Genomic DNA, 21812 nt, shown 5'->3' with positions numbered 1-21812 from the left:
TTATGCGGAGCTCCGCATAAGCGCAATTATGTGGAGTGGCGGATTATGCAGAGTCCGCAGCGGCAAATGCTTGCCGCCTTGGTGTTTAAGAGGCGATTAATCGACATAATCTCCTGATCGACTGACGGACTTCAGCATGCCCAGCAGCTTATCGGGAGCATGGAAGCGGCCAGGCTTGAGTGTTGGCGGCACCATTGTGGCGAGCGCCTCGAGTTTTTCCGTCGGATCGGCCCGGAGATATATCTCGGTGCTTTGAAGGCTGGCGTGGCCGAGCCAGAGCGACACTTTGCGAACATCTCGGGTCGCCTGCAGCGTATGCATGGCGCAAGTGTGCCGCAAGACGTGAGGAGTGATCCGCTTGCTGGCGATGGAGGGCTGCTTCCGTGCCGCTGTGGTGACGTGCTTGGCCAGGATGTATTCAAATCCGGACCGACTCAGCGCGCGTCCCGTCGCATTGAGAAAAAGTTCTGGGTCACCACTTGCTGGTCGAACCGCCAGCCAAGCCTTTAACGTCGTTGCGGTCTCCTTCCACAAGGGCAGCACCCGCTCCCGGCGTCCTTTGCCCATCACGTGGATACTGGCGACCGTCTGCCTATCGATCTGGTCGATGCGAAGGCTGACGAGTTCGGACACGCGCAGCCCGGCGGCGAAAGCCAGATGCAGCATCGCCCGATCGCGAATGCCGGACGCCTGACGGAGATCCGGTGCATCGAGCAGAGCCTGCATCTCCTGGCGGCTGAGATGGCTGACGAGGGCCTCATCGACCTTCTTCATCGGGATCGCCCGGACCCGGCGCGCTTGATCCAGACAGGACGGAAGCCGGTACTCGAGAAAGCGGAAAAAGGTTTTGATGGCAGCAATACGGGCGTTGCGAGTGCGCGCCGAATTGCCACGACTTTCCTCGATGTGTTCCAGGAAGGCAAGAATCAGCGGCGGATCGATCTGCTCGACCTCAATTCCGGACGGAGTGATCCCCAATCGAGCGGCCGCGAAGGTGAGTAACAGTTGAAAGCTGTAGGCGTAGGCCGCGCAGGTATGTTGGCTTGCCCGCCGCTCATGCGGCAGGTGCCTGCGTAGGAAGGCAGTGAGATGCGGAGCCAGCGTAGTCATGCTATGGCTCCTTGGTGCAGCGCTTCGCCGGCGGCCGCGATTTGCGTCATCAGAATCGGCGTCGCCTGCAGGTACCAATAGGTATCGGTGACGTGCGCGTGGCCGAGGTAGGTGCTTAGGGCGACGATATGGCGGCCAACTGCATCGCGATCGTGGTGGCATTGCTCCAGCGAGCGCACGGCGAAGGTATGCCGCAAATCGTGAATGCGGGGTCCCGGTTGACCGAGGCCTCCGCGCAAGCCGATCGACCGTGCGAGGCGGAGAAAGATGGCGATCACAGTATGATAGGACGGCGGCGTGCCTGCGAGGGAGATGAACAGCGCGCCGCTCAAAGTCCCGACCCGGTGCCGGGCCGCCAAGTATCGATCTAAGGCATCCCATGTCGTGCGGTGGAGCGGTAGCAATCGGCTCTTCTGGAACTTGGTTTGTCGGATGATCAAACCATCGTCGGTCACGTCATCGAGCTGAAGCGCGAGGGCTTCGGAGATGCGCATGCCGGCGGCGGCGAGCAAACCAAACAGGGTCTCGTACATCAGCGGCCTGATCGAACCAGCCGGCTTGAGCGAGGCGGCAGCCTGCATCAGTGCAGTGATCTCATCGGCGGTGTAGATATGTGGAATCCGGCGCTCAAAAAGGCCGCGCCCCAAGGCATCGGCAGCCGGGACCTCGTGGTATGGATCCTCGGCGGATAGCGCCAAAGCAAAACGACGGACCACCAGCAGGCGGTTGCGGCTCTGCTGCGGCGACGGAGCGAGCGTCGCCCATTCAAGCACGCGCGCACTTCGGACATGTCGATCACCATGCCGCTCAGCGAAGGCAACGAAGTTCTTCAACAGCGTATGCTGGACGCGGAATTTGAAGCCGAGCTGATGCTGCAGTTCCGCATGGCGTGCGAGGTCCCGGCTCAGCATGCGACACTCCCCGGCCAGGGCTGAACGACGTCAAGTAACATGTCGACGTCAACCTTCGCATAATGGGCGGTCGTGTCGACCGACCGATGGCGCAGCACGGCTCCGTTGGTGTCCAGCGTAGCGCCAGCCCGCAGCATGCTAGTCGCGGCCGAATGGCGGAGAAGATTTGCACCTCGCGATGGTGCATCGATGCCAGCTCTCGTGAGCGCAAGACTGACGATGCCCGAAACGCTCGCGCCGGCCAATGGCCGAAACGGTGCTATGGTCCGCAGGAAAATGCGGTCGCAGACGGCAGGTGGACGGGCGTCTCGCAAATAGTCGATGATCGCGTCACCGGCTTCCTGGGGCAGCGGAAGCCGTATCTCACGGCGACCTTTCCCGCGGACACACAAGGTCCCTTCGCGCCAATCAATGTCGTCGAGGCGCATGCCAGAGATGTCGCCGGCGCGCAGGCCGAGACGCGCAAGCAACAGTAGCACCGCGCGGTCGCGAACACCCATTGGCATCGTGACGTCGCACGACGCGATGACCTGCTCGACTTCTGCCGCAGAGATGTAGCGCGGCAACGCCGACAGTCGCCATTGCGGGATCGTCGGTATGGCTTGATCGAGCCCCGGATGACACAAGTCATGGGCTGCCAGATACCTCAGGTAGCCCCGCAGCGCCATCGTCATGGTCTTGAGGTAGGCTGGCGAACTTTGCTTGCCCTCATCCAAAATCACTTGCCGAACGAGACCGGAATCATAGTGCCTTATATCGGGTCCCAAGGCGGGAAGCAGCCGCATGACCATCAGGCAATGGCGACGGATTGTGTGCTCAGAAATGCCCCGGTGCCGTCTCAGCCAGGTCTGGAAGCCGAGGACTTGGTCGTCGTGGGCGCACTCCACTTCCTGCTTTAACGGCGTCACAACCCCGCATTCTGCCAGGAAATCCACGAACCGCTGCGCCCTGTTCAGGTATTTGGTGGATAGGCGACTGACGCGTCGGGTGCCAGGGCAACGGCATCGATGTCGCGCGAAACGGCGCATTACACCATCATCGATCTCACCGACCGCAATCCTTGTGTTTTGCAGCCATTGCCCGAAGTGACGGGCCGAGGCTTCGTAGCCTGACACCGTCAGGCGCGTGTGTCCCAGGTTCGACAAGCGAATCGTGAACTCCTTCACGAACGACCGTAAGACGCCCGGGTCCATCAGTTGCATGCACTCTGGTAAAACTTCCTTCGACTTTGACATGTGTGGTCTCCTCTCAAGGTCAAATGAACGACGAGAGATGACAACAATTATGTCGCCCGAGAAAGCCGACTGACTTCTCTAACTTACTGAAATGGATGGAGTAAATTGGCACGCTTGCTGCGGACTCTGCATAATCCGCCACTCCACATAATTGCGGTTATGCGGAGCTCCGCATAAGCGCAAGGGCCCGGACAGCTTGCTGTCGCTCGTGCGGGATGCCGGCAGTGATCCGTTCTTATGTGTCGGGCGAGATTATGTGGCGGATCCGTCCCGGCGCTAGCCGAGGCCCGTCTAATCTGGAATTCTCCGCCACATAATATTTAGATACTGTTCAGCAGTTGGAGCACGGCGTCATTTGGTCGGAAACGGACGCCAAGATCGCCGGCGACTCCAGCCTTCTCGAGACCTTTACGCATCATCTCGACATCGGCAGTGGCATAGCGGTGGGTTGTAGCGACCTGTGCGTGCCCGAGCCAGGCTTGGATCGTCAGAAGGTCAACGCCCGACTGGAGAAGCTTCATGGCCAGTGAGTGTCGGAAGATGTGCGGCGATATAGGCTTTTGGGCCAAGGCCGGCCTGATGTTCACGGCCTGGGCCACCGCTCGCCGCACGATGTGGGTTGCTCCGAAGCGCGTCAGGCGCTCGTTGCGGGCGCCGACGAATATCGGTCGCGGCTCGTGGCTCGCGATCCGTGTTCGGCCAACAAGGCTGTCAGTGCTCGCGCCAGATCCCGAGGAATGGGGATGATGCGGTCTCTGCGCCCTTTGCCGCGCAGCAGTACTTGTGGGTGCGACCGTTCCAACTGAAGGTCGTTTGCGTTGACGCCGGTAGCTTCGGAGACCCGCGCGCCGGTCCGTGCCAGGAACAGTAGAAACGTGCGGTCACGCCGACCGCGGGGCGACCTTGGATCAGGCGCTTCAATGAGGGCGTCCACTTCGGCCTTGATGAGGTGATGCGTCACCTCGACGTGCGCCCGTTTTATGGGAATCGTCAGCACGCGTTGGGCGACACCGAAGGACGCTGGATCGGAGGCTGCGACATGGTGGAAGAACGATCGGATCGCCGCTAGGCGGGCGTTGCGCGTGGAGATGGTGTTGTTCCGCTTCTCCTCGAGTTCGTCGAGAAAGGCGAGAATGAGGTCTCGATCGAGCTCCTCGAGCACCAACGCCGCCGGCTTCTTCCGCAACCGCGTGGCGGCAAAGAGGATGAGCATGCGCAAGGCGTCGCGATAGCTGGCCATGGTCGCGGGAGTCGCGTTGCGTTGCTTGGTCAGGCGTCGGCGAAAGTAGGACTCCAAGAGCGGTGCCAGGAGTAAGTGTTCACTCATGCTGCGCCTCCATCGAGGAAGGCGCGCTCCGCCGCCATGGCGAGAAGATCCACCGAGCCAGTGAGGTAGTAGGCTGTGTCACTGTAGTTGGCGTGGCCGAGATAGGTGGCGAGCACCGGGAGTAGCGCCTGGACGTTGGCGCGTTGTTGATGCCAAAGGCTCATGCGGGTCACGGCAAACCGGTGCCTAAGATCGTGCGGCCGCAACGGCTTGCCGTCATCAAGCCCTGCGAACTTGCGGACCTGAGCAAATCCGCTTTGCAAGCCAGTCGCCGAGAGGCGGTTGCCACGAGAGCTGAGGAAGAAAACCTGGTCCTTGGGACTGGGAAAAGCGGCATCGCGCGCACGGGCATAGCGGCGAAGCGCTGTTTGGGTCGTCGTGTGAACTGGAACGAGACGGTCCTTGCGGAACTTCGTCTTCCGAATGAGAAGAACCCCGTTGGTCAGATCGACGTCGGAACGATCAAGCCTGACCACTTCGCCCGATCGCAGTCCCGTACTTGCCAACAATCCGATCAGCGTCTCCATCGTCCGCCCCCTGAGGGGGATGCCTGGCGAAATGCGGGTGCATGCGTCGATGAGCGACGCCAACTCTGCCTCGCTGAGGATACGTGGAGGTGGAATCGCCCTGGATCTAGGAAAGGCTCTGCGCTCCAAGGATTCGGTTTGGGCGTCATAGACCGCGAGATACTCGTAGAAGCGGCGGAGCACGCCGTGACGAGTAGCGCGGCTGTTGGCGGCGCCGCCGAACGACAGGACGAAGTCCAGCGCCATCGTCCGGGTGGCGGGCGCATCGAATTGAGCGCGTTCAACGTAGCGGACGAAGGCGTGCAACGTACCGGCTTGTTTGCTGAAAGAGTAGCCGAGCGAGTGGCGCAGTTCGATGTAACGCTCGACCTTCTCGCCGAGGAATCGGGCGAAGGCGGTCATGCAGCGCCTCCGGGAAAGGGGAGTGCGACCTCGGCGAGCTGCGAGGCCGCAACCTTCACGTACAGCGCCGTTGTGTTGATACTCCGGTGACCAAGAAGATCGGCGACCTCGTTGATTGGCCTTCGCTGCCCGACAAGCTGGGTGGCGAGGCTGTGGCGCAGGAGATGTGCACCGGCGACCCGCCCGAGTTCGACCCCGCCATGCCGCAACCGCTTCCTCACGATTCTTGAAACAGGCGCCGCAGACTTGAACGCTCCCACCGGCGGCGTGAACGACAGGAACAGATACGGACTGTCCACCTTCGGTCGAGCGCGCAGGATGTAGTCGACGAGCGCCGCGCCGGTCTCCTCGAGGAGTGGCACCACCCGATCACGCTTGCCTTTGGTCCGCCGGATAAAAACCTCGCCAGTACGCCAGTCGATATCCTGCAGTCGAATGGCACGTAACTCGCCGTTGCGAATGCCCGTGGTGGCGAGCAGCAGCAGGACGGCTCGATCGCGGATAGCGACCGGCGTCGTTGGGTCGATCGCATCGATTGCGCGCCGAACGTCACCCCATGCAAGGCGTGGCGGCAGATGCGCCAAACGCCAATACGGCGTTCTCGGCACGATGCGGGCAAGATCTTGGTGATGGTGGCCAGCCCAACATAAGAACCGAAGAAATGTTTGAATGTGAGAAGTCGCTGCCGTGCGGGTGCCGGAGGTCGCCGATAGCGACAGCCGATACTCGACAGCAGCAAGCACGTGCTCAGCTGTCAACGCCTCAAGACTTTGGCCGGGGCGGTGATGGCGGAACCAATCCAGAAAACGGCGGCCGCCCAGAAGAACGCCTTCGCGGGTCTTCGGCTCCAGGCCCCGTACCCTGCGCAGATAGTCCGAAAAGGAGGCCAGAAGCGGAGCATCCGGATCATTCTCTTCACCTGAAACGGAAATAATAAACCGCTCCGGAGCCACTCGCCGTGCATGAGCCAGAGCCGATACTGCCCCAATGCGCGGAGTATCACTAGTAAACGCGCCCAAATAGCTGTCAATTACATCTTGATGGATCGGCATCGGACCACAGTGCGTCAAGGCAAACTGGCTAAAACGCGCAATCCGGCTCAGGTAAATGAACCGCGCCGGGTTTGCCGGAGGCTCCAACTTCTGAGAAAGTGGAGCCGATATGAGCAAGACAACAAACAAATTTTCACCTGAAGTCCGCGCCCGAGCAGTGCGGATGGTTTTGGATCACCAAGGGGAATATTCCTCGCGATGGGCGGCGGTTTCCTCGATCGCCGCCAAGATCGGCTGCATGGCGCAGACGCTCAATGAATGGGTGAAGAAGGCGGAAGTGGACGATGGTTCCCGGCCTGGACTCCCAAGCGAAGTCGCCGAGAAGATGAAGGCTCTGGAGCGGGAGAACCGCGAGCTTCGGCAGGCCAATGAGATACTGCGCAAAGCGTCCGCTTATTTCGCGATGGCGGAGCTCGACCGCCCATTGAAGCGATGATCTCCTTTATCGACGAACACCGCTCCGTATTCGGGGTCGAGCCGATCTGCAGGCTGCTGCCGATTGCCCCATCAACCTACTACGAGAACGTTGCCAAACGCCTGGACGTGGACCGGTTATCGGTCCGCGCCCGCAGCGACATTGCCTTGAAGATCGAGATACGCCGTGTGTTCGAGGCGAACTTCCGCGTCTACGGCGTGCGCAAGGTCTGGCGGCAATTGAAGCGGGAGGGCTTCGATATAGCCCGCTGCACCGTCGCCCGGCTCATGCGATCGATGGGACTTCAGGGTATCATCCGGGGCAAGCCGATCCGCACGACGATCCCGGACAAGACGGCTCCGAGCCCGCTCGATCGGGTGAACCGCCAGTTCAAGGCTCCTGCGCCGAACAGGCTCTGGGTTTCGGATTTCACCTATGTGGCCACCTGGCAAGGCTTCGTCTACGTGGCCTTCGTCATCGACGCCTTCGCGCGCCGGATTGTCGGCTGGCGGGTGAGCCGGACGGCGCATGCCGGGTTCGTCCTCGATGCTTTGGAACAGGCGCTTCATGAGCGGCGTCCCGTTCATGGTGGCGGCCTGATTCACCACTCGGACAGGGGCGTTCAATACGTGTCGATTAAGTATTCGGAGCGATTGGCGGAGGCAGGCATCGAGCCTTCCGTCGGAAGCGTCGGCGACTCTTACGACAACGCCCTCGCCGAAACGATCAACGGCCTCTACAAGGCCGAGGTCATCCATCGGCGAGGACCGTGGCGCAGCTTCGAAGCGGTTGAATTCGCCACTCTGGAATGGGTCGACTGGTTCAACCATCGACGGCTTCTGGAGCCCATCGGCAACATTCCCCCCGCCGAAGCCGAGGAGCAGTATTACGCCATGCTGGACGAACCAGCCATGGCTGCATAACTTAAACCAAACAGCCTCCGGCAAACCCGGCGCGGTTCAAAATCTTGGCGGACGCTCGCTTATAACCGAGCGCGAAAAAATGCTCCGCGAGGCGATCCATCTCGCCACCAAGCGCACCACTACGCAGGCGCTTGAGCACCCCACGATACGAGAAATAGAACTCGAGCATGTTGTCCCTCCGAATAGCGGCGCGGGGGATCCCGCACCCATCTCAAGAGGCACAAAATATTATGTAGCGGAGAATTCCAGATTAGACGGGCCTCGGCTGGCGCCGGGACGGATCCGCCACATAATCTCGCCCGACACATAAATAGGGATCGGCCGCAAGAGCTGACGCCACCAAAGCCACCAGGCCATTCATGCCGCGCCGGAAGTCGACAGGTTGCGTCGCAACCATGATCTTCACGCCATTTGGCGAAACTCCGATCACCGGCACCCTCTCAACGCCGCCACCATCGCTTGTGCCAGCTCAGGCGCTACCGAGCCGATAACCGTCATGCGCGCGCCAGCAAGCTCGATCTCAATCCGACCCGCGGCGAAGTGGGCAAAATCCGACGGCGAGCTCTCGGGAGGCGTTCGATCGCCAACCACCGTCACCGGCACGAACATCGCCTGCTGCGCGCAGGTCTTGGCAGAGCGAAGAGAGGTCAGGCCAGCTTCCCGACGCCAGACGTTCAGCAAGCCGCGATTGACGCCCCAGCGCCGGGCAACGGCCGAGATGTTCACGTCAGGTTCTGCGCTTTCCGCAAGAATCCGCGCATTCTCCTCGTCAGTCCAATTCCGCCGCTGCCGCCGACCGGTGATCACCTCGATCCGACCTTTCCCTCATGCCTGGCTTCATGCATGCCTTCAAGCATGGCATCAGCGCGATCTCCAACCATTCCATTCCGCTCCTATCGATGAAGAAGCTTATCTCGCGGCCTCAATCTCAAAAGGAAAGGTGGGGTGTTTGTCGCGCTCACATTTATGCAGGGCGCGATTTTTTTCTAAGCTCGTCAGCTTGTCGAAAGGTGACGAGCTTAGCTTGAGGAGGTGGATGCAGAAGACGGCATCGCCGCCCATTGACAAATAAGATAAACGCCGGAGTACCTGATGGTCGCAGTAAATGGAAGTTTTGGCAGCTTCGGTGCTCTCTTGGCCCGTACAGGGGGTCATGAGCGTTCGAACCGACAACCGTCGGACGTACCTGATCATAAAAGGCCGGCCGATCCTAACACGCAGCCAGACCCCAAGAGGTCCGAAAGGGGGCACGATTGGACGGACATTCCGCTTACTTCTGGCGACGGCTCGCAAACTGCATCTCAACAAGAAGCCTTTCAGCTGGCTCTCAACGCCGTAGCGTTAACTATCATGAACGATGTCATGGCTGATGCCGAGGAGGCTATGGCAGAGACAGAAGAGGATACCTGATGCTGGATAGAGGTCCTCGTCAGGAGTCGGCGTGTCGTTGATGACGGCACAATTGGAGAAAGGAAAGCAATATGTCAAGTAAAGTTGGGTCCAATAGTAGCAAAGGTAGTTCAGGAGCCACGGGATCTACAAATACAAAGGCCAAGAATGATGGGGCTGATGCGTTCAAAGCGCAAATGGAGGAGCTGGCGGCGGTTAGCACCGAGGCTACGAATAGGAGTATGTTGCTACGCACTGTTACAACGCAACTCTCGACGGTCAAGAAGGTCGCCGACGAGCGCGTTCAATAATGTTTGAAGCGTGACTCACGTAGTCTCGGTCGCAGCATTTGGTGACGCGATGTGGAACTGAAATGAGTCGCACGGCAATTGCCGTGCGGCTTCTATCCTTGTGCGGAAGAATATCCTTGAATGACACGATTGCTCTTCATTTCGAAATCCTGTCTGGCCTCTATTGCGGGCTGACCGGTGTGCTGGATCCAGAAGCGAAAGTAATCGGTAGTGGCCTCGACGCCGACATAATCTTTATCGAGCAAGGATTAGCGCCTCAACATCTTCGCATCACTTTTCTTGCAGATTCGATCGAAGTCGAAACCCTTGGAGCCGGAATTAGCGTTCAGGGCAAAGGGAATATTGCCGCCGGCGAGCGTGTTGTGCTTCCTATTCCGGTCGTGATCGACGTAGGCGCGATGTCCATGCTCTGGTCGGCAGAGGGTGCAGCGCCCGCTGAATCAGTCGACACACCACGCCTCTCGATCCGCATACTGGCCTTCGTACTATTGGGCTCCGTCGGGATCGGCGCGCTCGCAATGATTTTCTCCTACTACGTTAGCGCCGATGTATCGAGCGCCAATTCACCTGCTGCTATCCCTAAACCCAAGCTGACCGAAAACCACGCTGACAATCAGACGGCCGTTGCAGCGGCCAGAGATCTGCAACGGGAAGCGGCTAGAGCAGGCCTGCTCAATATTAAGGTCGACTGGGCCAAGGGGGTTGTTACAGCTGAAGGCACCGTCTCGTCTGCATCGGCCACCAGTTGGCAGAAGGTTCAGGAGTGGTTCGATCATCGCACAAATGGAGCTCTAACACTGGTCAATAAAGTGATCACCAAAGAGGAGAAGGCACCGTCGGCAATCGCGATTGAAGCAGTGTGGCGCGGGTCCTCGCCGTATGTTGTCATTGATGACGAGAAGTACTTCGTCGGGGCCCTTTTGGATGATGGATGGACAATCGATCGGATCGAAGACAGCCGCGTGCTGCTGAGCCGGAATGGCCACGTTGCTTCTCTCCCCTATTAAGTGCTTTCCGGTTCGCAGGCCATAGGAGAACTCCAATGCTCAAGCTGCCCCACCTGCCCTGTTGCACTCGGTATCATCCGGAGATGCAGGAGTAAATTGTTGTCCCGTTACGGCGGCTGCTCCTGCTCCAGCAGATCGGCCACCAGCTTAATCAAGGGCGAGACGATAGCGGCACAGGACCCAGCGTGAACGACGAAGGTCTCCGAAGCAGGTGGTGTCGCGCGCTTATCCCCAGGCAAGGCGCGATTTCCTGTGCTCCCTCTTTTACGTCTGCCTCGCATGTGAAAAGAGCGCAGGAAACTTGCCCCGGTTGCGGCACCTACATCCGATCATTTTCGGGATGTTCAACTGCTGCGACTTCTCGCCTCTGCGCTCGTAACGGCCGATGTTGGCGGTGGAGCCTGACGGGCCTGGACACGCTGTATACACCCGGGGCCACCGCTTTCGCAGTCTCAGTCTCGAGCGTCGCCATGCGCTGGTGGACCTTCGAAAGCTGCGTAAAAGCAGAGCAATTCTCAAACGATAAAAAGGGCCTCCATGGGAAATATCATTCGTAACCTCATCGAGCGCGCGCCGGCCAGCCCGGACTTAATGGTTGCGCTGATGCTGCTTATGGCAGTGGCTATGATGGTGATGCCAGTACCAACCGCAGTGATCGACACACTGATTGGATTCAATATGGGTTTGGCCATACTGCTGCTAATGGTTGCTTTGTATATCAGCACACCCCTTGAATTCTCTTCTTTGCCAGGCGTCATCTTGATTTCCACGGTCTTCCGTCTGGCGCTCACCATCGCAACGACGCGATTGATCCTGGCCGAAGGCGAGGCGGGCAGCATCATCCACACGTTCGGCGATTTCGTAATCTCAGGCAATATCGTCGTAGGTATCGTCATATTCCTAGTCGTGACCATGGTGCAGTTCATGGTCCTCGCGAAGGGCGCTGAACGCGTAGCAGAAGTGGCCGCCCGCTTCACGCTCGACGCCCTGCCGGGCAAGCAGATGGCGGTCGACGCAGAGTTAAGGAACGGCGATATAGATGCCAGCGAATCTCGCAGGCGGCGCGGCGCATTGGAGAAGGAAAGCCAACTTTACGGCGCTATGGACGGCGCGATGAAGTTCGTGAAGGGTGACGCGATCGCGGGGCTCGTCGTTATTTTCATCAACATGCTGGGTGGGATTTCGATCGGTTTGCTTTCGAAAGGTATGCCCTTCGGCGAGGTGTTGCGACATTATACCCTTCTCACCATCGGTGATGCGCTAATCTCGCAGATCCCGGCCCTGCTGCTCTCAATTACCGCGGCGACCATCGTCACTCGTGTAACTGGGGCCGGGAGCCTCAACCTTGGGACCGACATAGTCAATCAACTCACGGCGAGCAGGCGAGCATTACGGTTGGCGGCTTCCGTCTTGGTTGCGATGGGGTTCATTCCTGGCTTCCCTCTACCCGTCTTTTTTATCTTGGCCGCGGTATTCGCCGCGGCAAGCCTTCTAAAGGGTGATGTGCTGGGCGCCGGCGGTGTCGATGCTACACCTGCAGCTCCAGTGGAGCCTCAAAACCAAACGATGCCTGCGGAGGCATGTCCAATCGCTCTCTTCCTTGCGCCGAACGTTATGCAAGCCATCGACCAGGTCGAACTAAAACAGCATATTGCACGCGTGTCGCAATTGGTCTCAGCCGATCTTGGCATCATTGTTCCCCGCATCCCTGTTGCGGTCGATCAGCGGCTGCCCGAGTCGAAATTCAGAATAGATATCGAGGGCGTGCCGGTAGAACAGAATCTGATTGATTCGACACAGCTAATGCTTAAAGACGATCGGGCGAACATTCAGTTGAGCGGCATCCCCTTTCGCCAAGATTCTAAAAAGGACATAATCTGGGTCGAACAATGCCATGCGCAGGCTCTTAAGGCTGCCAGCATCCGACATCATCGCCCCAGCGAACTCCTCGCGTTGCGTGTGCAAGGGGCGTTAACCCGCTATGCACCGCGCTTGGTCGGCATTCAGGAGACCAGCCAATTGTTGGGGCGGATGGAGCAGGAATATGCTGATCTGGTAAAGGAGGTGCTGCGCACGACACCGATTCCTCGGATTGCCGACGTACTGCGCCGTCTGCTGGATGAAGGTATCCCGATCCGCAACACCCGCGTTGTCTTGGAGGCATTGGCCGAACGGAGCGAACGTGAGCAAAATGTCGCCCTTCTCACCGAGTACGTTCGTTCTGATATGAAGCGGCAGATCTGTCACCGCTATGCCAATGAACACGGAATCGTGCCCGCGTTCATTATCGAACGTGAGACTGAGGATGTGGTGCGCAGCGCGGTTCGGGAATCGGCCGCGGGGCCCTACCTCGCCCTAGAGGATCGGCAAAGCGAAGCACTACTGTCACAGATGCGTCAGATCCTATCCAGCACAGCGCCTGATCAGACCCGGCCTGTCGTATTAACTGCAACGGATATCCGACGCTTCGTCCGCGGCTTTCTCGCACGAAATCAGATTGATCTTGCTGTGCTGTCTTACCAGGACCTCGCGCCCGACTTCACCATCCAGCCCGCCGGATCCGTTAAGCTCCGCCTTGAAACAACAGTGGACCGTCAGGGGCTCGCGATTTCCGCATTGCCGCAAGTTGATAGCCAAGACCTCGATGATAGGTGAGAACTGAAGATGACTTCGCATAAGAATACAGTCGCTGCAACATTAGTTTCATATCGATTGAACTCAGTCCTCTTCGCAGTACTCGCCATCCTGCCTCTCGGAGGTTGCGCCAGCTGGAATAAGCCAGCTCTTTCGGTGAAGGAGACGTCGCCCCCATCGTTGCTCGGCGCCAATCATATCGACCCGGCAATGCGCGAACGCATATTGAGCGCAGTTGGCAAAATTTCTGAAGAGCAAGCGTTACACAATCTGAAGCAGCATCCAGATAATATTGATGCGGCAATCAGTTTTACCAAGATATTGCTGGCGCAGAAACGAGGACATGAGGCGCTTCAGGTACTCGACGGAGTGCTTGCTACGGATCCAAGTAATCTGCGTGTATTGAACGCGAAAGGAGTTGTCTTGGATCTTCAGGGCCGGCATGACGCCGCACAAGTGCTATATCGGCAAGCTCTCAAAGCAGAGCCAGACAATCAGATGTTGCAACACAATTTGAACCTGTCCTTGGATACAGACGGGAAGTCCGATCCACGTGCGTTGGCACCGTAGCATAACTGTGCGCAGCACAGCCTCGATGGTATCCGTCCGAGCGAGACCGCCTTTGAATATTGGATAAAACTGTTCAGACCCTGTCCTTATTCCCAGGCATAAGGACAGTTGGGCAGATGGAGATTTTTGAAGGGGACAGCGGGTCTCGGGTGAGCCGTCTTGAGGTGATCAACACCGGACGGCGGCGTCGATTTACTGAGGATGAGAAGCTGCGGATTGTCGCAGAAAGCTTTGCGGGGAGAGGCCGGGCGTCGGCCACGGCCCGTCAGTACGGCATCAGCCGCTCGCTGTTAAACCGTTGGCGCAAATCGGTTCGCCAGGGTTTGCACAGCCAGAAACAAACCGATGGTTTTGTGCCGGCGTTCGTCATGCCGGAAACTTTTGTGCCGGTGAAGCAGGTCACTCCACCTGCTGCGATGGAGCATCCGGTAGCGCCTCCTTCCGGCCGCATGGAGATTGTCGCGGCGAACGGCCGTCGTGTGGTCGTGGACGGCAGCGTCGACGTTGAGGCGCTGCTGCGGATCATGCGGGGTCTGGAGACGTTGCGGTGATCACGCTTCCTTCCGGTCAAAATGTGCGGGTGTGGATTGCAACGGGCCATACCGACATGCGGTGTGGGTTTCCATCGCTTGCGTTGCGGGTGCAGGAGGTGCTGAAACTGAACCCTCTGGACGGCAATCTTTTTGTATTCCGCGGTCGTAGCGGATCGCTGATAAAAGTGATCTGGAGTGACGGCCAGGGGAGCTGCCTTTTTACAAAAAAGTTGGACCGCGGCCGGTTCGTCTGGCCGTCTGCGGAAGGCGGCGCGATCGCGATATCACCCGCGCAGCTGAGTTATCTTCTGTCCGGGATCGACTGGAGGCACCCTCAAGAAACCTGGCGGCCGACGAAGGTCGGCTAGCATTATTCAATTGAAAATACAGGGGAAATCTGATCGAATGGCTTCATGATCTCAAAGCCTGTCGATCTTCCTGTGGATGTTGTTGGCGCTTACCTGGCGCTGCTTGGCGAGCATGAAGCCTTGCAGGCTAAACACGCTATCGCAGTTGCGGAAGCGGCCAATGCGCAGGCGATGCTCTCTGACAACGAGGCGCTGATCGTTGCTCTGGAATTGAAGATCGAGAAGCTCAGGCGCGAGTTGCGAGGCCAGCGCTCTGAACGCACGGCGCGCCTGCTCGACCAGTTGGAACTGCAGCTCGAGGAACTCGTGACGGCGGCGACGGAGGACGAGGTCGCGGCACAGGCAGCAAGCGCCAGAACCTCGAGCGTACGTTCGTTCACGCGCAAACGACCGGTGCGCAAGCCATGGCCGGACGATATCGAGCGCGAACGTATCGTCATCGAGCCGCCGACGACTTGCGCCTGCTGTGGTGGTTCACGCTTGTCGAAGCTGGGCGAGGACGTCACCGAGACGCTGGAAGAGATTCCGCGCCGGTTCAAGGTGATCGAGACGGTGCGGGAAAAGTTCACGTGCCGTGACTGTGAGGCGATCAGTCAGACGCCGGCACCGTTCCATGCCACGCCGCGCGGCTTCATCGGTCCTCATCTGTTGGCGACGATCCTGTTCGACAAGTTCGGCATGCACAGCCCGCTCAACCGGCAGAGTGCCCGGTTCAAATGCGAGGGGATCGATCTTTCGACCTCGACGCTGGCCGACCAGGTCGGGTACGCAACAGCCGCTCTCATGCCTGTCTTCGATCTGATCGAGGCGCATGTCTTTGCGGCCGAGCGTCTTCACGGTGATGACACCACCATTCCCATTCAGGCCAGGGACAAATGCACGACCGGACGCATATGGACTTACGTATGCGATGACCGGCCATTCGGGGGAACAGCGCCGCCAGCCGCAATCTATTATGCGTCGAGTGACCGGCGCGGCGAACATCCGCAGAAGCACCTGGCCAGATACGGCGGCATTCTACAGAGCGATTGCTACAATGGCTTCGAGCCGATCGCTGTTGCCGCAACGAAAGAGGTGCCGATCACCTTCGCCTTTTGCCATGCGCATGCGCGGCGTAAATTCTTTGAGCTGGCCGATATCCAGAAGAATGCGCGGGATCGCAAACGCAAGGGCAAGCCGATCTCGCCGATCGCGCTTGAGGCCGTCAAGCGCTACGACGAATTGTTCGGGATCGAGCGGCAGATCAACGGATTGAGTGCCGAAGAACGACTGGCTGCGCGGCAGGAGAGAAGCAAGCCGCTGTTCGATGACATGCACGAGTGGTTGACGAAGGAACGCGCCACGCTCAGCAGATCGTCCGAGGTCATCGAGCCGATCGATTACATGCTCAAGCGCTGGGAGGGCTTTGCCCTCTTCCTCGAAGACGGTAGAGTTTGTCTCACGAACAACGCAGCCGAGCGGGCGCTGAGAAGTGTCGCATTGGGAAGACGGAACTGGACCTTCGCCGGTTCCCAGCGTGGGGCCGATCGTGCCGCTGTCATGCTGACCGTCATCACCACCTGCCGCCTCAACGATGTCGACCCAAAGGCGTGGCTTGCCGATGTCCTGGCTCGCATCGCCGACCATCCTGTGACGCGCCTGCACGAACTGCTGCCCTGGGAGTGGAAACGTGCATCGCCGGCAACCGTAATGCTGGCGGCCTGACGATGGTGGCTTCTGCCGTCCGCCTGAAGGTCACCCTCGATCATGTCGAGCCGATAGTGATGCGGCGCGTTGTCGTACCGTTCACCATCAGGCTCAGTCGGCTGCACGAGGTATTGCAGGCGGCGATGGGCTGGACCAACAGCCACCTTTACGAATTCCGCATGCGTGACGTCGGCTTTGGTTTGCCAGACGAGGAATGGGGGGATGGTCCGATCGATGCCCGCAGGGTCTCGCTGCTGTCGGCAGTCCAGGACACCGGTGCGAAATCGTTCAAATACCTTTACGACTTTGGCGACGGTTGGGAACACAGCATCAAGATCGAGCGCACCTTTCCTGCAGTCGGCACGGAAGGACCGATGCTCCTCGAAGCAACGGGACACTGCCCGCCTGAAGACGTTGGTGGTCCATGGGGTTATCAGGAGTTCCGCGAGGCGCTTGCAGACCCGGCGCACGAGCGACATGCCGAAATCCTAGAATGGTGGGGCAGCAGCGATTACAATCCCAACAGCGCCAACTTCTCGCAGCTCAACAAAGCCGTCGATGACCTCGCCGCAAAATGGGTCCGAAAAGCGCGACGCAAAACCTGAACACCGGGCTGTGGGTGAAAGCCGAAACTGGATTTTACCGTGTAAACAACCGGCGGAATAGTTCTTCCGAACGCCGTAGACCTTCGTCCGTCAGGACCAGCGACTTCGACTTGTTCAACGGATCACACAGGACCGCGTCATCGATTTTGTCCTCGTCGATCTCCATTCTGCTATGCTACCACGCGCGAGACCCCAAGTCCCGCGGCCCACCTCGGATGGATACCCTCGATGCGCATGTCGAAAGTGGTTGAAACGGGCCCTTATTTATCAGATAGAAGCGCACTAGCTCTTTGCCAAACCGGCTTGCCTGAACTACCTTCCTTGTCGAGCAGCCAGCATTTGCCGGTGCTCCGTGTGGGCAAACGGATGACGCGGGTGAACGCTGGGGAAAGCTTGACGCGGTAAATTGCAACGCAAGCGTCCTGCCGCTTCCGATTGTAGCCCCGCTTTTCATTAGACTTAACGTGATAGGCGGTGAAGGCGGCGTCATACAGCGTTGTCAGCTGACGGGCATGCATCGGCCCGCCCGCGGTGGGATTTCGACTGACGCCCTTGGAAGACGGCCCTTTGTTCATCAGCAAGATCGATCTGCAAAAGTTCATCCAAGCGCGCGAGTAGCTGGCCCAGGGTCTCCGCCGAGGCCGGCCATGGAGCGATGGCTGGCAACTCCGGCTGCAGTTCTAGGAGGTGGACGACCTCTCCGCAGTGATCCACGCACCGTCTTCGATCTGGCCCAACAGATCTAATGGAGGTCGGCAGTTGTTCGGTGGTCGCTTAGCTTTGCGAGCAGACCGTGCGACACCGACGCAAACTCCGATAGCCTCTCTAAGACCCCTTCCAAATCGGCGCAGCGCTCTGGCTCGAGCTGCCGCCCCCTTGCTCAACATTACAGCTTCGTCCGTCGAGATGAATGCCGGGAAAACGTCGTCTATGGAGGTTGCCAGCGGACGAACATGCCCGTTCTGACGCGGGAGGATTTCCCCGACGGGTGCTTCGAACCCGTTCGCCTGCGGGCTAGCCTTGAGTTGCACGGGAGCGATCTGCGATTGCAGGTGCATGTGCATGTGCATGTGCATGTGCATGATCGTGGTATCGATTAGCCAGCCGGTGTGCAACTGTAGTGTGGCCTGATGGAGTACAATGCGGAGCCAGGCAGACTTCCACACGATGACGCGCGTGCGGCCCAGTTTGCTCAGAGCATGGGCGAGAGAAGTCCCGCTTTATTGGTCAGACCGCCGCGACGTCGCCCGTGCCTTAACTTGCGGCTAAAGGTTTGGCGAATCTTGGTTTGCTCGCCGACAATCCCGGAACTGCGCGCGCGCCTAACCTGCGCAAATATGTTCATCGCGTTTGCGTCGAATAGACGGACTTAATTGCTGATACAGCACTAGGCCAAGCCACGCGCCAAGTGCCGGTCGTTAAGCAACAATGCCCGTCGCCATGGGGCGAATGGCTTTCGTATTGCCGGCGACGGTATGGCGCGCTGTTGCGGACGATTTGTTCGCCCGGCCTCCAAATAGCCCTTTCCGTTCAGCCGGTTTCGACCAGCGGCCGCATCCCGTCGGGATCGATCCCGCTGACCAGAAGACTGGCGTTCAGCCCCGAGCAGCGTGTGGACAGCAGCTCACGCTGGGATAGAGCCTGCGGCATGCATCCACCCCCTGAATGTAACTGATTGAAAGAATGGATTTTTCTAAACCGCTTCTCGAAGATAACCCTTTCAACCATCCGAACGATGGGCACCTGGACAATGCCGGAGCTCGTAGACCTTGGGCCGCACTGAGGAGAATCGATGCTAGAAAAAATCATCAGGGAGGTTGGTAGTGTTTTGGGCCCGCCGACCGACGGTTCCGATCCAATAGTCTTCACATGCTGCTGCCCGCGAGCTTTTCGGCGTTTGCATGCTCGTGCCAAGGCAACGAGTTGCGTGAATTCTGCTGTCACCTTAGCTCAATAGCCGGCGGCGACCTGCTCCGATTCTTCTAGTTTGATTATGAGGCGAAATGCGAACGCTACTCGTTGATCATCATGCGGAACTTGCACGCGCGGTACTTGCTGCGCTCGCGGATAGCGGGTTTGCCGTTGATGTAGCTTGCACTCTCGAGGAGGCCTCGTGTGCATTTCATTGCGCGAGCTATGAAATTCTCCTGCTGGAGTTGGTTCTGCCCGATGGCGACGGCTTAGGCTGGTTGAAGCAACTAAGAAGCGAGGGCCACTCAGTTCCCGCCGTCGTTATGAGCTGCTTCGACGATCGCGAGAAGCGAATTGCCTCTTTCAATGGTGGCGCGGACGATTTCCTGCGCAAGCCCGTCTCTCCTGTTGAGCTCATCGCTAGAATGCGGGCCATTCAGCGCCGGGCGATACAGTTGACCGATCCCATCCTTGTATTTGGAAATCTCAACTTCGACCCAATCAGTCGAGCGCTTACCGTTGCAGGTGATCGGCTGACGATCGCACGTCGGGAGCTATGTATTCTTGAGCATCTACTTAAGCGTGCCGGCCGCATCGTGCCGCGTGCGCAGCTGGAAGGTCACCTCTATTCGTTCAACGAGGAGGTGACTACCAACGCGCTCGAAGTCGGGATTTATCGCTTACGTGGACATCTGAGTAGGTCAGGTGCGACGCCACAGATAAAGACTGTTCGTGGCATTGGCTACATTCTTGAATTGCCTGGCGCGGTATCAGCATGATTGGTCGAATGTGAAAGAAAGACTGCCTTGAAGATTGTTCCAATTCATCATCCTGACACCCATCGGCCGCTGGCTCTCATCGGAGGACCGAGGCCCCCTAGTCGTCTTTACTTGGGCCCTCTCATCTGCGCGCTCATGCTGTTATCTCCGCTCTCTACCGCGGCCCAAACCAGCGGGGATGAAGGGGCGCTGCGTGCCACTTCCAGTAGTATCAATGCCACGCTAAACCTCTCCTCTTCGCTCGGCCAGACAGTCCGTCTCCCCGCGCCAGCCGCTACGATCTTTGTTGCCGACCCGACGATTGCGGACTACCAGGCACCCTCGAGCGAAACCATCTTCGTCTTTGGCAAGAAACCCGGGCGGACTACCCTGTTCGCCTTGAACGACAGAGGCGTGGCTCTCGCCCAGATGCAGATCGTCGTTACGGATCCAATCGGCGAGCTGCGAGCCATGTTGAGGGATCAGGTCGGAGACTATCCGATCCGTGTCAAGTACACCCCGCGCGGCGCGATCCTTAGTGGTACAGCGCCCGATGCCGAAGCCGTCGACACTGCGAAAAGAATTACCGAGCAATTTCTCGGTGACGGTGCGCAGGTGGTCAATAAGATCAAGGTCGCAGGGTCGCTGCAGGTGAATCTCAGTGTGCGGGTAGCGGAGGTCTCCCGTGGCGCGATGAAGGAGCTTGGGATTAACCTGTCGGCCCTCGGGCAAATCGGAAGTTTCAAGGTGGGTTTGTTAGGCGGCGGCGGTAGAGGCGCCAGCTCTGGTGCCGCTAGTGGTGGTGGTACAGCAGAAATTGGATACAATGATGGTAATATCAACATCGGCGGGGTTCTCGACGCGCTGGCCAAGGAGCACGTCGCTTCCATCTTAGCGGAACCGAATCTCACTGCGATGTCCGGCGAAACCGCCAGCTTCCTCGCTGGCGGGGAATTCCCCGTTCCTGTCCCACAGGAAAATGGGCAAGTCTCAATTGAATTTCGTCGCTTCGGCGTTAGCCTGGAATTCATACCCACCGTTCTCAGCAACAACCAGATAAATATTCGCGTAAAGCCGGAAGTCAGTGAACTCACGTCACAAGGTGCCGTTCAATTCAGCGGAATTTCCGTGCCCGCAATTTCTACCCGCCGAGCCGATACAGTCGTCGAACTCGCCAGTGGGCAGAGCTTTGCAATTGGTGGGCTCATCAGGCATACCGTAACCAATGATATCAGTGCATTTCCCGGACTCGGTCAGGTGCCGATCCTTGGCGTCCTATTCCGTTCGTCGTCGTTTCAAAAAGAGGAGTCGGAATTGGTCATTCTGGTCACTCCTTACATCGTCAGACCGGGGTCAAACCCGGACCAGATGAGCGCACCCACGATGGCGTCGCCCTTGGATGGGGGGGCCACTGGATCGAATTCGCTACGTCTGCCGCAGAGCCGCGCTACTGGCCGCACTGGCATGCCAAGCGGCAAGAGCAGTGTCGGCTTTATCATCGAATGACGTTCCGGGGCAAAGTTCACCTAGTCGCTCTAACAGCAAGCCTGAGTGGCTGCGCAAGCCCGCCGATCCATGTTGAGCCATCGACACCCACCATAATCCAGCAGGAGACCAGCGTCTTGATTCTAGAGAGCCTTCGCGCCTCCGAACTGCAGCGCTTGCGTATTTTCCTTGGGAGGGCCAGCGGTGGTCGGCGCGACGCACTTCATCTGCTAATCAGCGGGTCGCCCCCGCTCAGCACAGAGGCAGTGCATCAGGCAAAACAGATGGGCATCTACGCTTCCAATATTCAGTTATTTAACCAACACGAGGGCGGCCATTCAGCGCGAATAGAGGCGATCGTCTATGATGCGAGACCTTCTGACTGCCCGTCATTGTCCAGCACTTTGCCCAATGACGTTGACCAGCCGCTGGGCTGTTCGACGCGCCATAACCTCGCGGTGATGGTAAACGATCCGCGGGATTTGTTCGACAATCAAGTTATCAAGGCAAGCAACGGCGAGCGCGCGGCCGCACCAGTTGCCAAATACAGGACATTCACGGCAGACAAAAATGAAGAATAACCCGCGGCTAATCCCGGGAGCTGACCTGCGTTCGAAGACATGAACCTCTACGGGCAAGTGACTAACAGCGTC

The 21812-nt window shown here is 58.6% G+C and carries 19 protein-coding genes, 3 pseudogenes and 1 other annotated feature; of the genes and pseudogenes, 11 read left to right on the top strand and 11 right to left on the bottom strand.

Features of this window, described 5'->3' with window-relative positions:
- Positions 1-96 precede the first annotated feature (96 nt).
- The 6 genes and pseudogenes from ACK9YZ_RS33595 to ACK9YZ_RS33570 all read right to left on the bottom strand — a co-directional run bounded on the left by ACK9YZ_RS33595 (position 97) and on the right by ACK9YZ_RS33570 (position 6693).
- Positions 97-1110, bottom strand: coding sequence for a tyrosine-type recombinase/integrase (locus ACK9YZ_RS33595; protein ID WP_416068705.1), 1014 nt, complete (start codon positions 1108-1110; stop codon positions 97-99).
- A complete protein-coding gene (locus ACK9YZ_RS33590; protein ID WP_416068704.1) occupies positions 1107-2021 on the bottom strand; it encodes a tyrosine-type recombinase/integrase in 915 nt (304 codons plus the stop codon). The genes ACK9YZ_RS33595 and ACK9YZ_RS33590 overlap by 4 nt, the downstream gene beginning before the upstream one ends.
- Entirely contained in the window at positions 2015-3256 is a 1242-nt protein-coding gene (locus tag ACK9YZ_RS33585) for a tyrosine-type recombinase/integrase (protein WP_416068703.1), read from the bottom strand. The genes ACK9YZ_RS33590 and ACK9YZ_RS33585 overlap by 7 nt, the downstream gene beginning before the upstream one ends.
- 320 nt (positions 3257-3576) lie before the next feature.
- Positions 3577-4496 (bottom strand): annotated as a pseudogene (locus tag ACK9YZ_RS33580) (tyrosine-type recombinase/integrase).
- Positions 4497-4579: 83 nt separating this feature from the next.
- A complete protein-coding gene (locus ACK9YZ_RS33575) occupies positions 4580-5512 on the bottom strand; it encodes a tyrosine-type recombinase/integrase (RefSeq protein ID WP_416068702.1) in 933 nt (310 codons plus the stop codon).
- Entirely contained in the window at positions 5509-6693 is a 1185-nt protein-coding gene (locus ACK9YZ_RS33570; RefSeq protein WP_416068701.1) for a site-specific integrase, read from the bottom strand. Before ACK9YZ_RS33570 ends, ACK9YZ_RS33575 begins: the two co-directional genes overlap by 4 nt.
- Here ACK9YZ_RS33570 and ACK9YZ_RS33565 point away from each other — a divergent pair.
- A protein-coding gene (locus ACK9YZ_RS33565) for an IS3 family transposase (RefSeq protein ID WP_416068522.1) occupies positions 6674-7902 on the top strand; the annotation gives its coding sequence in 2 pieces (ribosomal slippage) (positions 6674-6968 and positions 6968-7902; 1230 coding nt in all). The genes ACK9YZ_RS33570 and ACK9YZ_RS33565 overlap by 20 nt on opposite strands.
- Positions 6955-7071: a sequence feature (AL1L pseudoknot), on the top strand. (Overlaps the previous gene by 117 nt.)
- Position 7903: 1 nt before the next feature.
- Here ACK9YZ_RS33565 and ACK9YZ_RS33560 read toward each other — a convergent pair.
- The 3 genes and pseudogenes from ACK9YZ_RS33560 to tnpA (ACK9YZ_RS33550) form a co-directional block, all read right to left on the bottom strand.
- Entirely contained in the window at positions 7904-8071 is a 168-nt protein-coding gene (locus ACK9YZ_RS33560) for a hypothetical protein (protein ID WP_416068700.1), read from the bottom strand.
- A gap of 141 nt (positions 8072-8212) precedes the next feature.
- Positions 8213-8332 (bottom strand): annotated as a pseudogene (tnpB, locus tag ACK9YZ_RS33555) (IS66 family insertion sequence element accessory protein TnpB); the annotation flags it as partial.
- A pseudogene (gene tnpA / locus ACK9YZ_RS33550) lies at positions 8329-8783 on the bottom strand (IS66-like element accessory protein TnpA). The pseudogenes tnpB (ACK9YZ_RS33555) and tnpA (ACK9YZ_RS33550), both read right to left, overlap by 4 nt.
- Before the next feature lie 935 nt (positions 8784-9718).
- On the opposite strand from tnpA (ACK9YZ_RS33550), the gene ACK9YZ_RS33545 reads away from it, so the two are divergent.
- The 7 genes from ACK9YZ_RS33545 to ACK9YZ_RS33515 all read left to right on the top strand — a co-directional run bounded on the left by ACK9YZ_RS33545 (position 9719) and on the right by ACK9YZ_RS33515 (position 17005).
- Complete coding sequence (locus tag ACK9YZ_RS33545) at positions 9719-10609, top strand: hypothetical protein (protein WP_416068699.1); 891 nt, start codon at positions 9719-9721, stop codon at positions 10607-10609.
- Positions 10610-11146: 537 nt separating this feature from the next.
- Complete coding sequence (gene sctV, locus ACK9YZ_RS33540; RefSeq protein ID WP_416068698.1) at positions 11147-13264, top strand: type III secretion system export apparatus subunit SctV; 2118 nt, start codon at positions 11147-11149, stop codon at positions 13262-13264.
- A gap of 9 nt (positions 13265-13273) precedes the next feature.
- The gene (locus ACK9YZ_RS33535; RefSeq protein ID WP_416068697.1) at positions 13274-13813 is read left to right on the top strand and encodes a hypothetical protein; all 540 of its coding nucleotides are present in this window, start codon (positions 13274-13276) and stop codon (positions 13811-13813) included.
- Positions 13814-13929: 116 nt separating this feature from the next.
- Positions 13930-14364: an IS66-like element accessory protein TnpA gene (gene tnpA, locus ACK9YZ_RS33530; RefSeq protein ID WP_416068530.1), complete on the top strand. Its 435-nt coding sequence runs from the start codon at positions 13930-13932 to the stop codon at positions 14362-14364.
- Positions 14365-14420: 56 nt separating this feature from the next.
- Positions 14421-14714: an IS66 family insertion sequence element accessory protein TnpB gene (gene tnpB, locus ACK9YZ_RS33525; RefSeq protein ID WP_112982801.1), complete on the top strand. Its 294-nt coding sequence runs from the start codon at positions 14421-14423 to the stop codon at positions 14712-14714.
- A gap of 45 nt (positions 14715-14759) precedes the next feature.
- The gene (tnpC, locus tag ACK9YZ_RS33520; RefSeq protein WP_416068531.1) at positions 14760-16418 is read left to right on the top strand and encodes an IS66 family transposase; all 1659 of its coding nucleotides are present in this window, start codon (positions 14760-14762) and stop codon (positions 16416-16418) included.
- A 2-nt stretch (positions 16419-16420) separates the two neighbouring features.
- A complete protein-coding gene (locus tag ACK9YZ_RS33515) occupies positions 16421-17005 on the top strand; it encodes a plasmid pRiA4b ORF-3 family protein (protein ID WP_416068532.1) in 585 nt (194 codons plus the stop codon).
- A 34-nt stretch (positions 17006-17039) separates the two neighbouring features.
- Here ACK9YZ_RS33515 and ACK9YZ_RS33510 read toward each other — a convergent pair whose 3' ends face one another.
- Together ACK9YZ_RS33510 and ACK9YZ_RS33505 are read right to left on the bottom strand one after the other, a co-directional pair.
- Positions 17040-17171, bottom strand: a complete 132-nt coding sequence (locus ACK9YZ_RS33510) for a DUF6429 family protein (protein WP_416068533.1) — start codon at positions 17169-17171, stop codon at positions 17040-17042.
- Between the two features lie 94 nt (positions 17172-17265).
- A complete protein-coding gene (locus tag ACK9YZ_RS33505) occupies positions 17266-17586 on the bottom strand; it encodes a hypothetical protein (RefSeq protein WP_416068696.1) in 321 nt (106 codons plus the stop codon).
- A 1422-nt stretch (positions 17587-19008) separates the two neighbouring features.
- Between ACK9YZ_RS33505 and ACK9YZ_RS33500 the strand changes: the two genes are divergently transcribed.
- Genes ACK9YZ_RS33500 through ACK9YZ_RS33490 form a run of 3 tightly spaced genes read left to right on the top strand, consistent with a single transcriptional unit; the run spans position 19009 to position 21740 of the window.
- A complete protein-coding gene (locus ACK9YZ_RS33500) occupies positions 19009-19695 on the top strand; it encodes a response regulator (RefSeq protein WP_416068695.1) in 687 nt (228 codons plus the stop codon).
- 27 nt (positions 19696-19722) lie between these two features.
- Entirely contained in the window at positions 19723-21180 is a 1458-nt protein-coding gene (locus tag ACK9YZ_RS33495; protein WP_416068694.1) for a type II and III secretion system protein family protein, read from the top strand.
- Positions 21177-21740 (top strand): CpaD family pilus assembly lipoprotein, encoded by a 564-nt coding sequence (locus ACK9YZ_RS33490; RefSeq protein ID WP_416068693.1) that lies wholly within the window; start codon positions 21177-21179, stop codon positions 21738-21740. Before ACK9YZ_RS33495 ends, ACK9YZ_RS33490 begins: the two co-directional genes overlap by 4 nt.
- The last annotated feature ends 72 nt before the right edge of the window (positions 21741-21812 follow it).

The organism is Rhizobium sp. ZK1 (genome assembly GCF_047782645.1).
GTDB lineage: Bacteria > Pseudomonadota > Alphaproteobacteria > Rhizobiales > Rhizobiaceae > Rhizobium.
The sequence above is the reverse complement of the archived record's forward strand: the minus strand, read 5'-3'. Positions and strand labels throughout refer to the sequence as shown.

Bases quoted from the DNA above. Each gene is read 5' to 3' on its own strand.
- ACK9YZ_RS33585 (WP_416068703.1), bottom strand. From the start codon at position 3,256: ATGTCAAAGTCGAAGGAAGTTTTACCAGAGTGCATGCAACTGATGGAC.
- ACK9YZ_RS33500 (WP_416068695.1), top strand. From the start codon at position 19,009: ATGCGAACGCTACTCGTTGATCATCATGCGGAACTTGCACGCGCGGTA.
- tnpC (WP_416068531.1), top strand. From the start codon at position 14,760: ATGATCTCAAAGCCTGTCGATCTTCCTGTGGATGTTGTTGGCGCTTAC.
- ACK9YZ_RS33560 (WP_416068700.1), bottom strand. From the start codon at position 8,071: ATGCTCGAGTTCTATTTCTCGTATCGTGGGGTGCTCAAGCGCCTGCGT.
- ACK9YZ_RS33515 (WP_416068532.1), top strand. From the start codon at position 16,421: ATGGTGGCTTCTGCCGTCCGCCTGAAGGTCACCCTCGATCATGTCGAG.
- sctV (WP_416068698.1), top strand. From the start codon at position 11,147: ATGGGAAATATCATTCGTAACCTCATCGAGCGCGCGCCGGCCAGCCCG.
- ACK9YZ_RS33535 (WP_416068697.1), top strand. From the start codon at position 13,274: ATGACTTCGCATAAGAATACAGTCGCTGCAACATTAGTTTCATATCGA.
- ACK9YZ_RS33595 (WP_416068705.1), bottom strand. From the start codon at position 1,110: ATGACTACGCTGGCTCCGCATCTCACTGCCTTCCTACGCAGGCACCTG.
- ACK9YZ_RS33510 (WP_416068533.1), bottom strand. From the start codon at position 17,171: ATGGAGATCGACGAGGACAAAATCGATGACGCGGTCCTGTGTGATCCG.
- ACK9YZ_RS33575 (WP_416068702.1), bottom strand. From the start codon at position 5,512: ATGACCGCCTTCGCCCGATTCCTCGGCGAGAAGGTCGAGCGTTACATC.
- ACK9YZ_RS33490 (WP_416068693.1), top strand. From the start codon at position 21,177: ATGACGTTCCGGGGCAAAGTTCACCTAGTCGCTCTAACAGCAAGCCTG.
- tnpB (WP_112982801.1), top strand. From the start codon at position 14,421: ATGCGGTGTGGGTTTCCATCGCTTGCGTTGCGGGTGCAGGAGGTGCTG.
- ACK9YZ_RS33590 (WP_416068704.1), bottom strand. From the start codon at position 2,021: ATGCTGAGCCGGGACCTCGCACGCCATGCGGAACTGCAGCATCAGCTC.
- tnpA (WP_416068530.1), top strand. From the start codon at position 13,930: ATGGAGATTTTTGAAGGGGACAGCGGGTCTCGGGTGAGCCGTCTTGAG.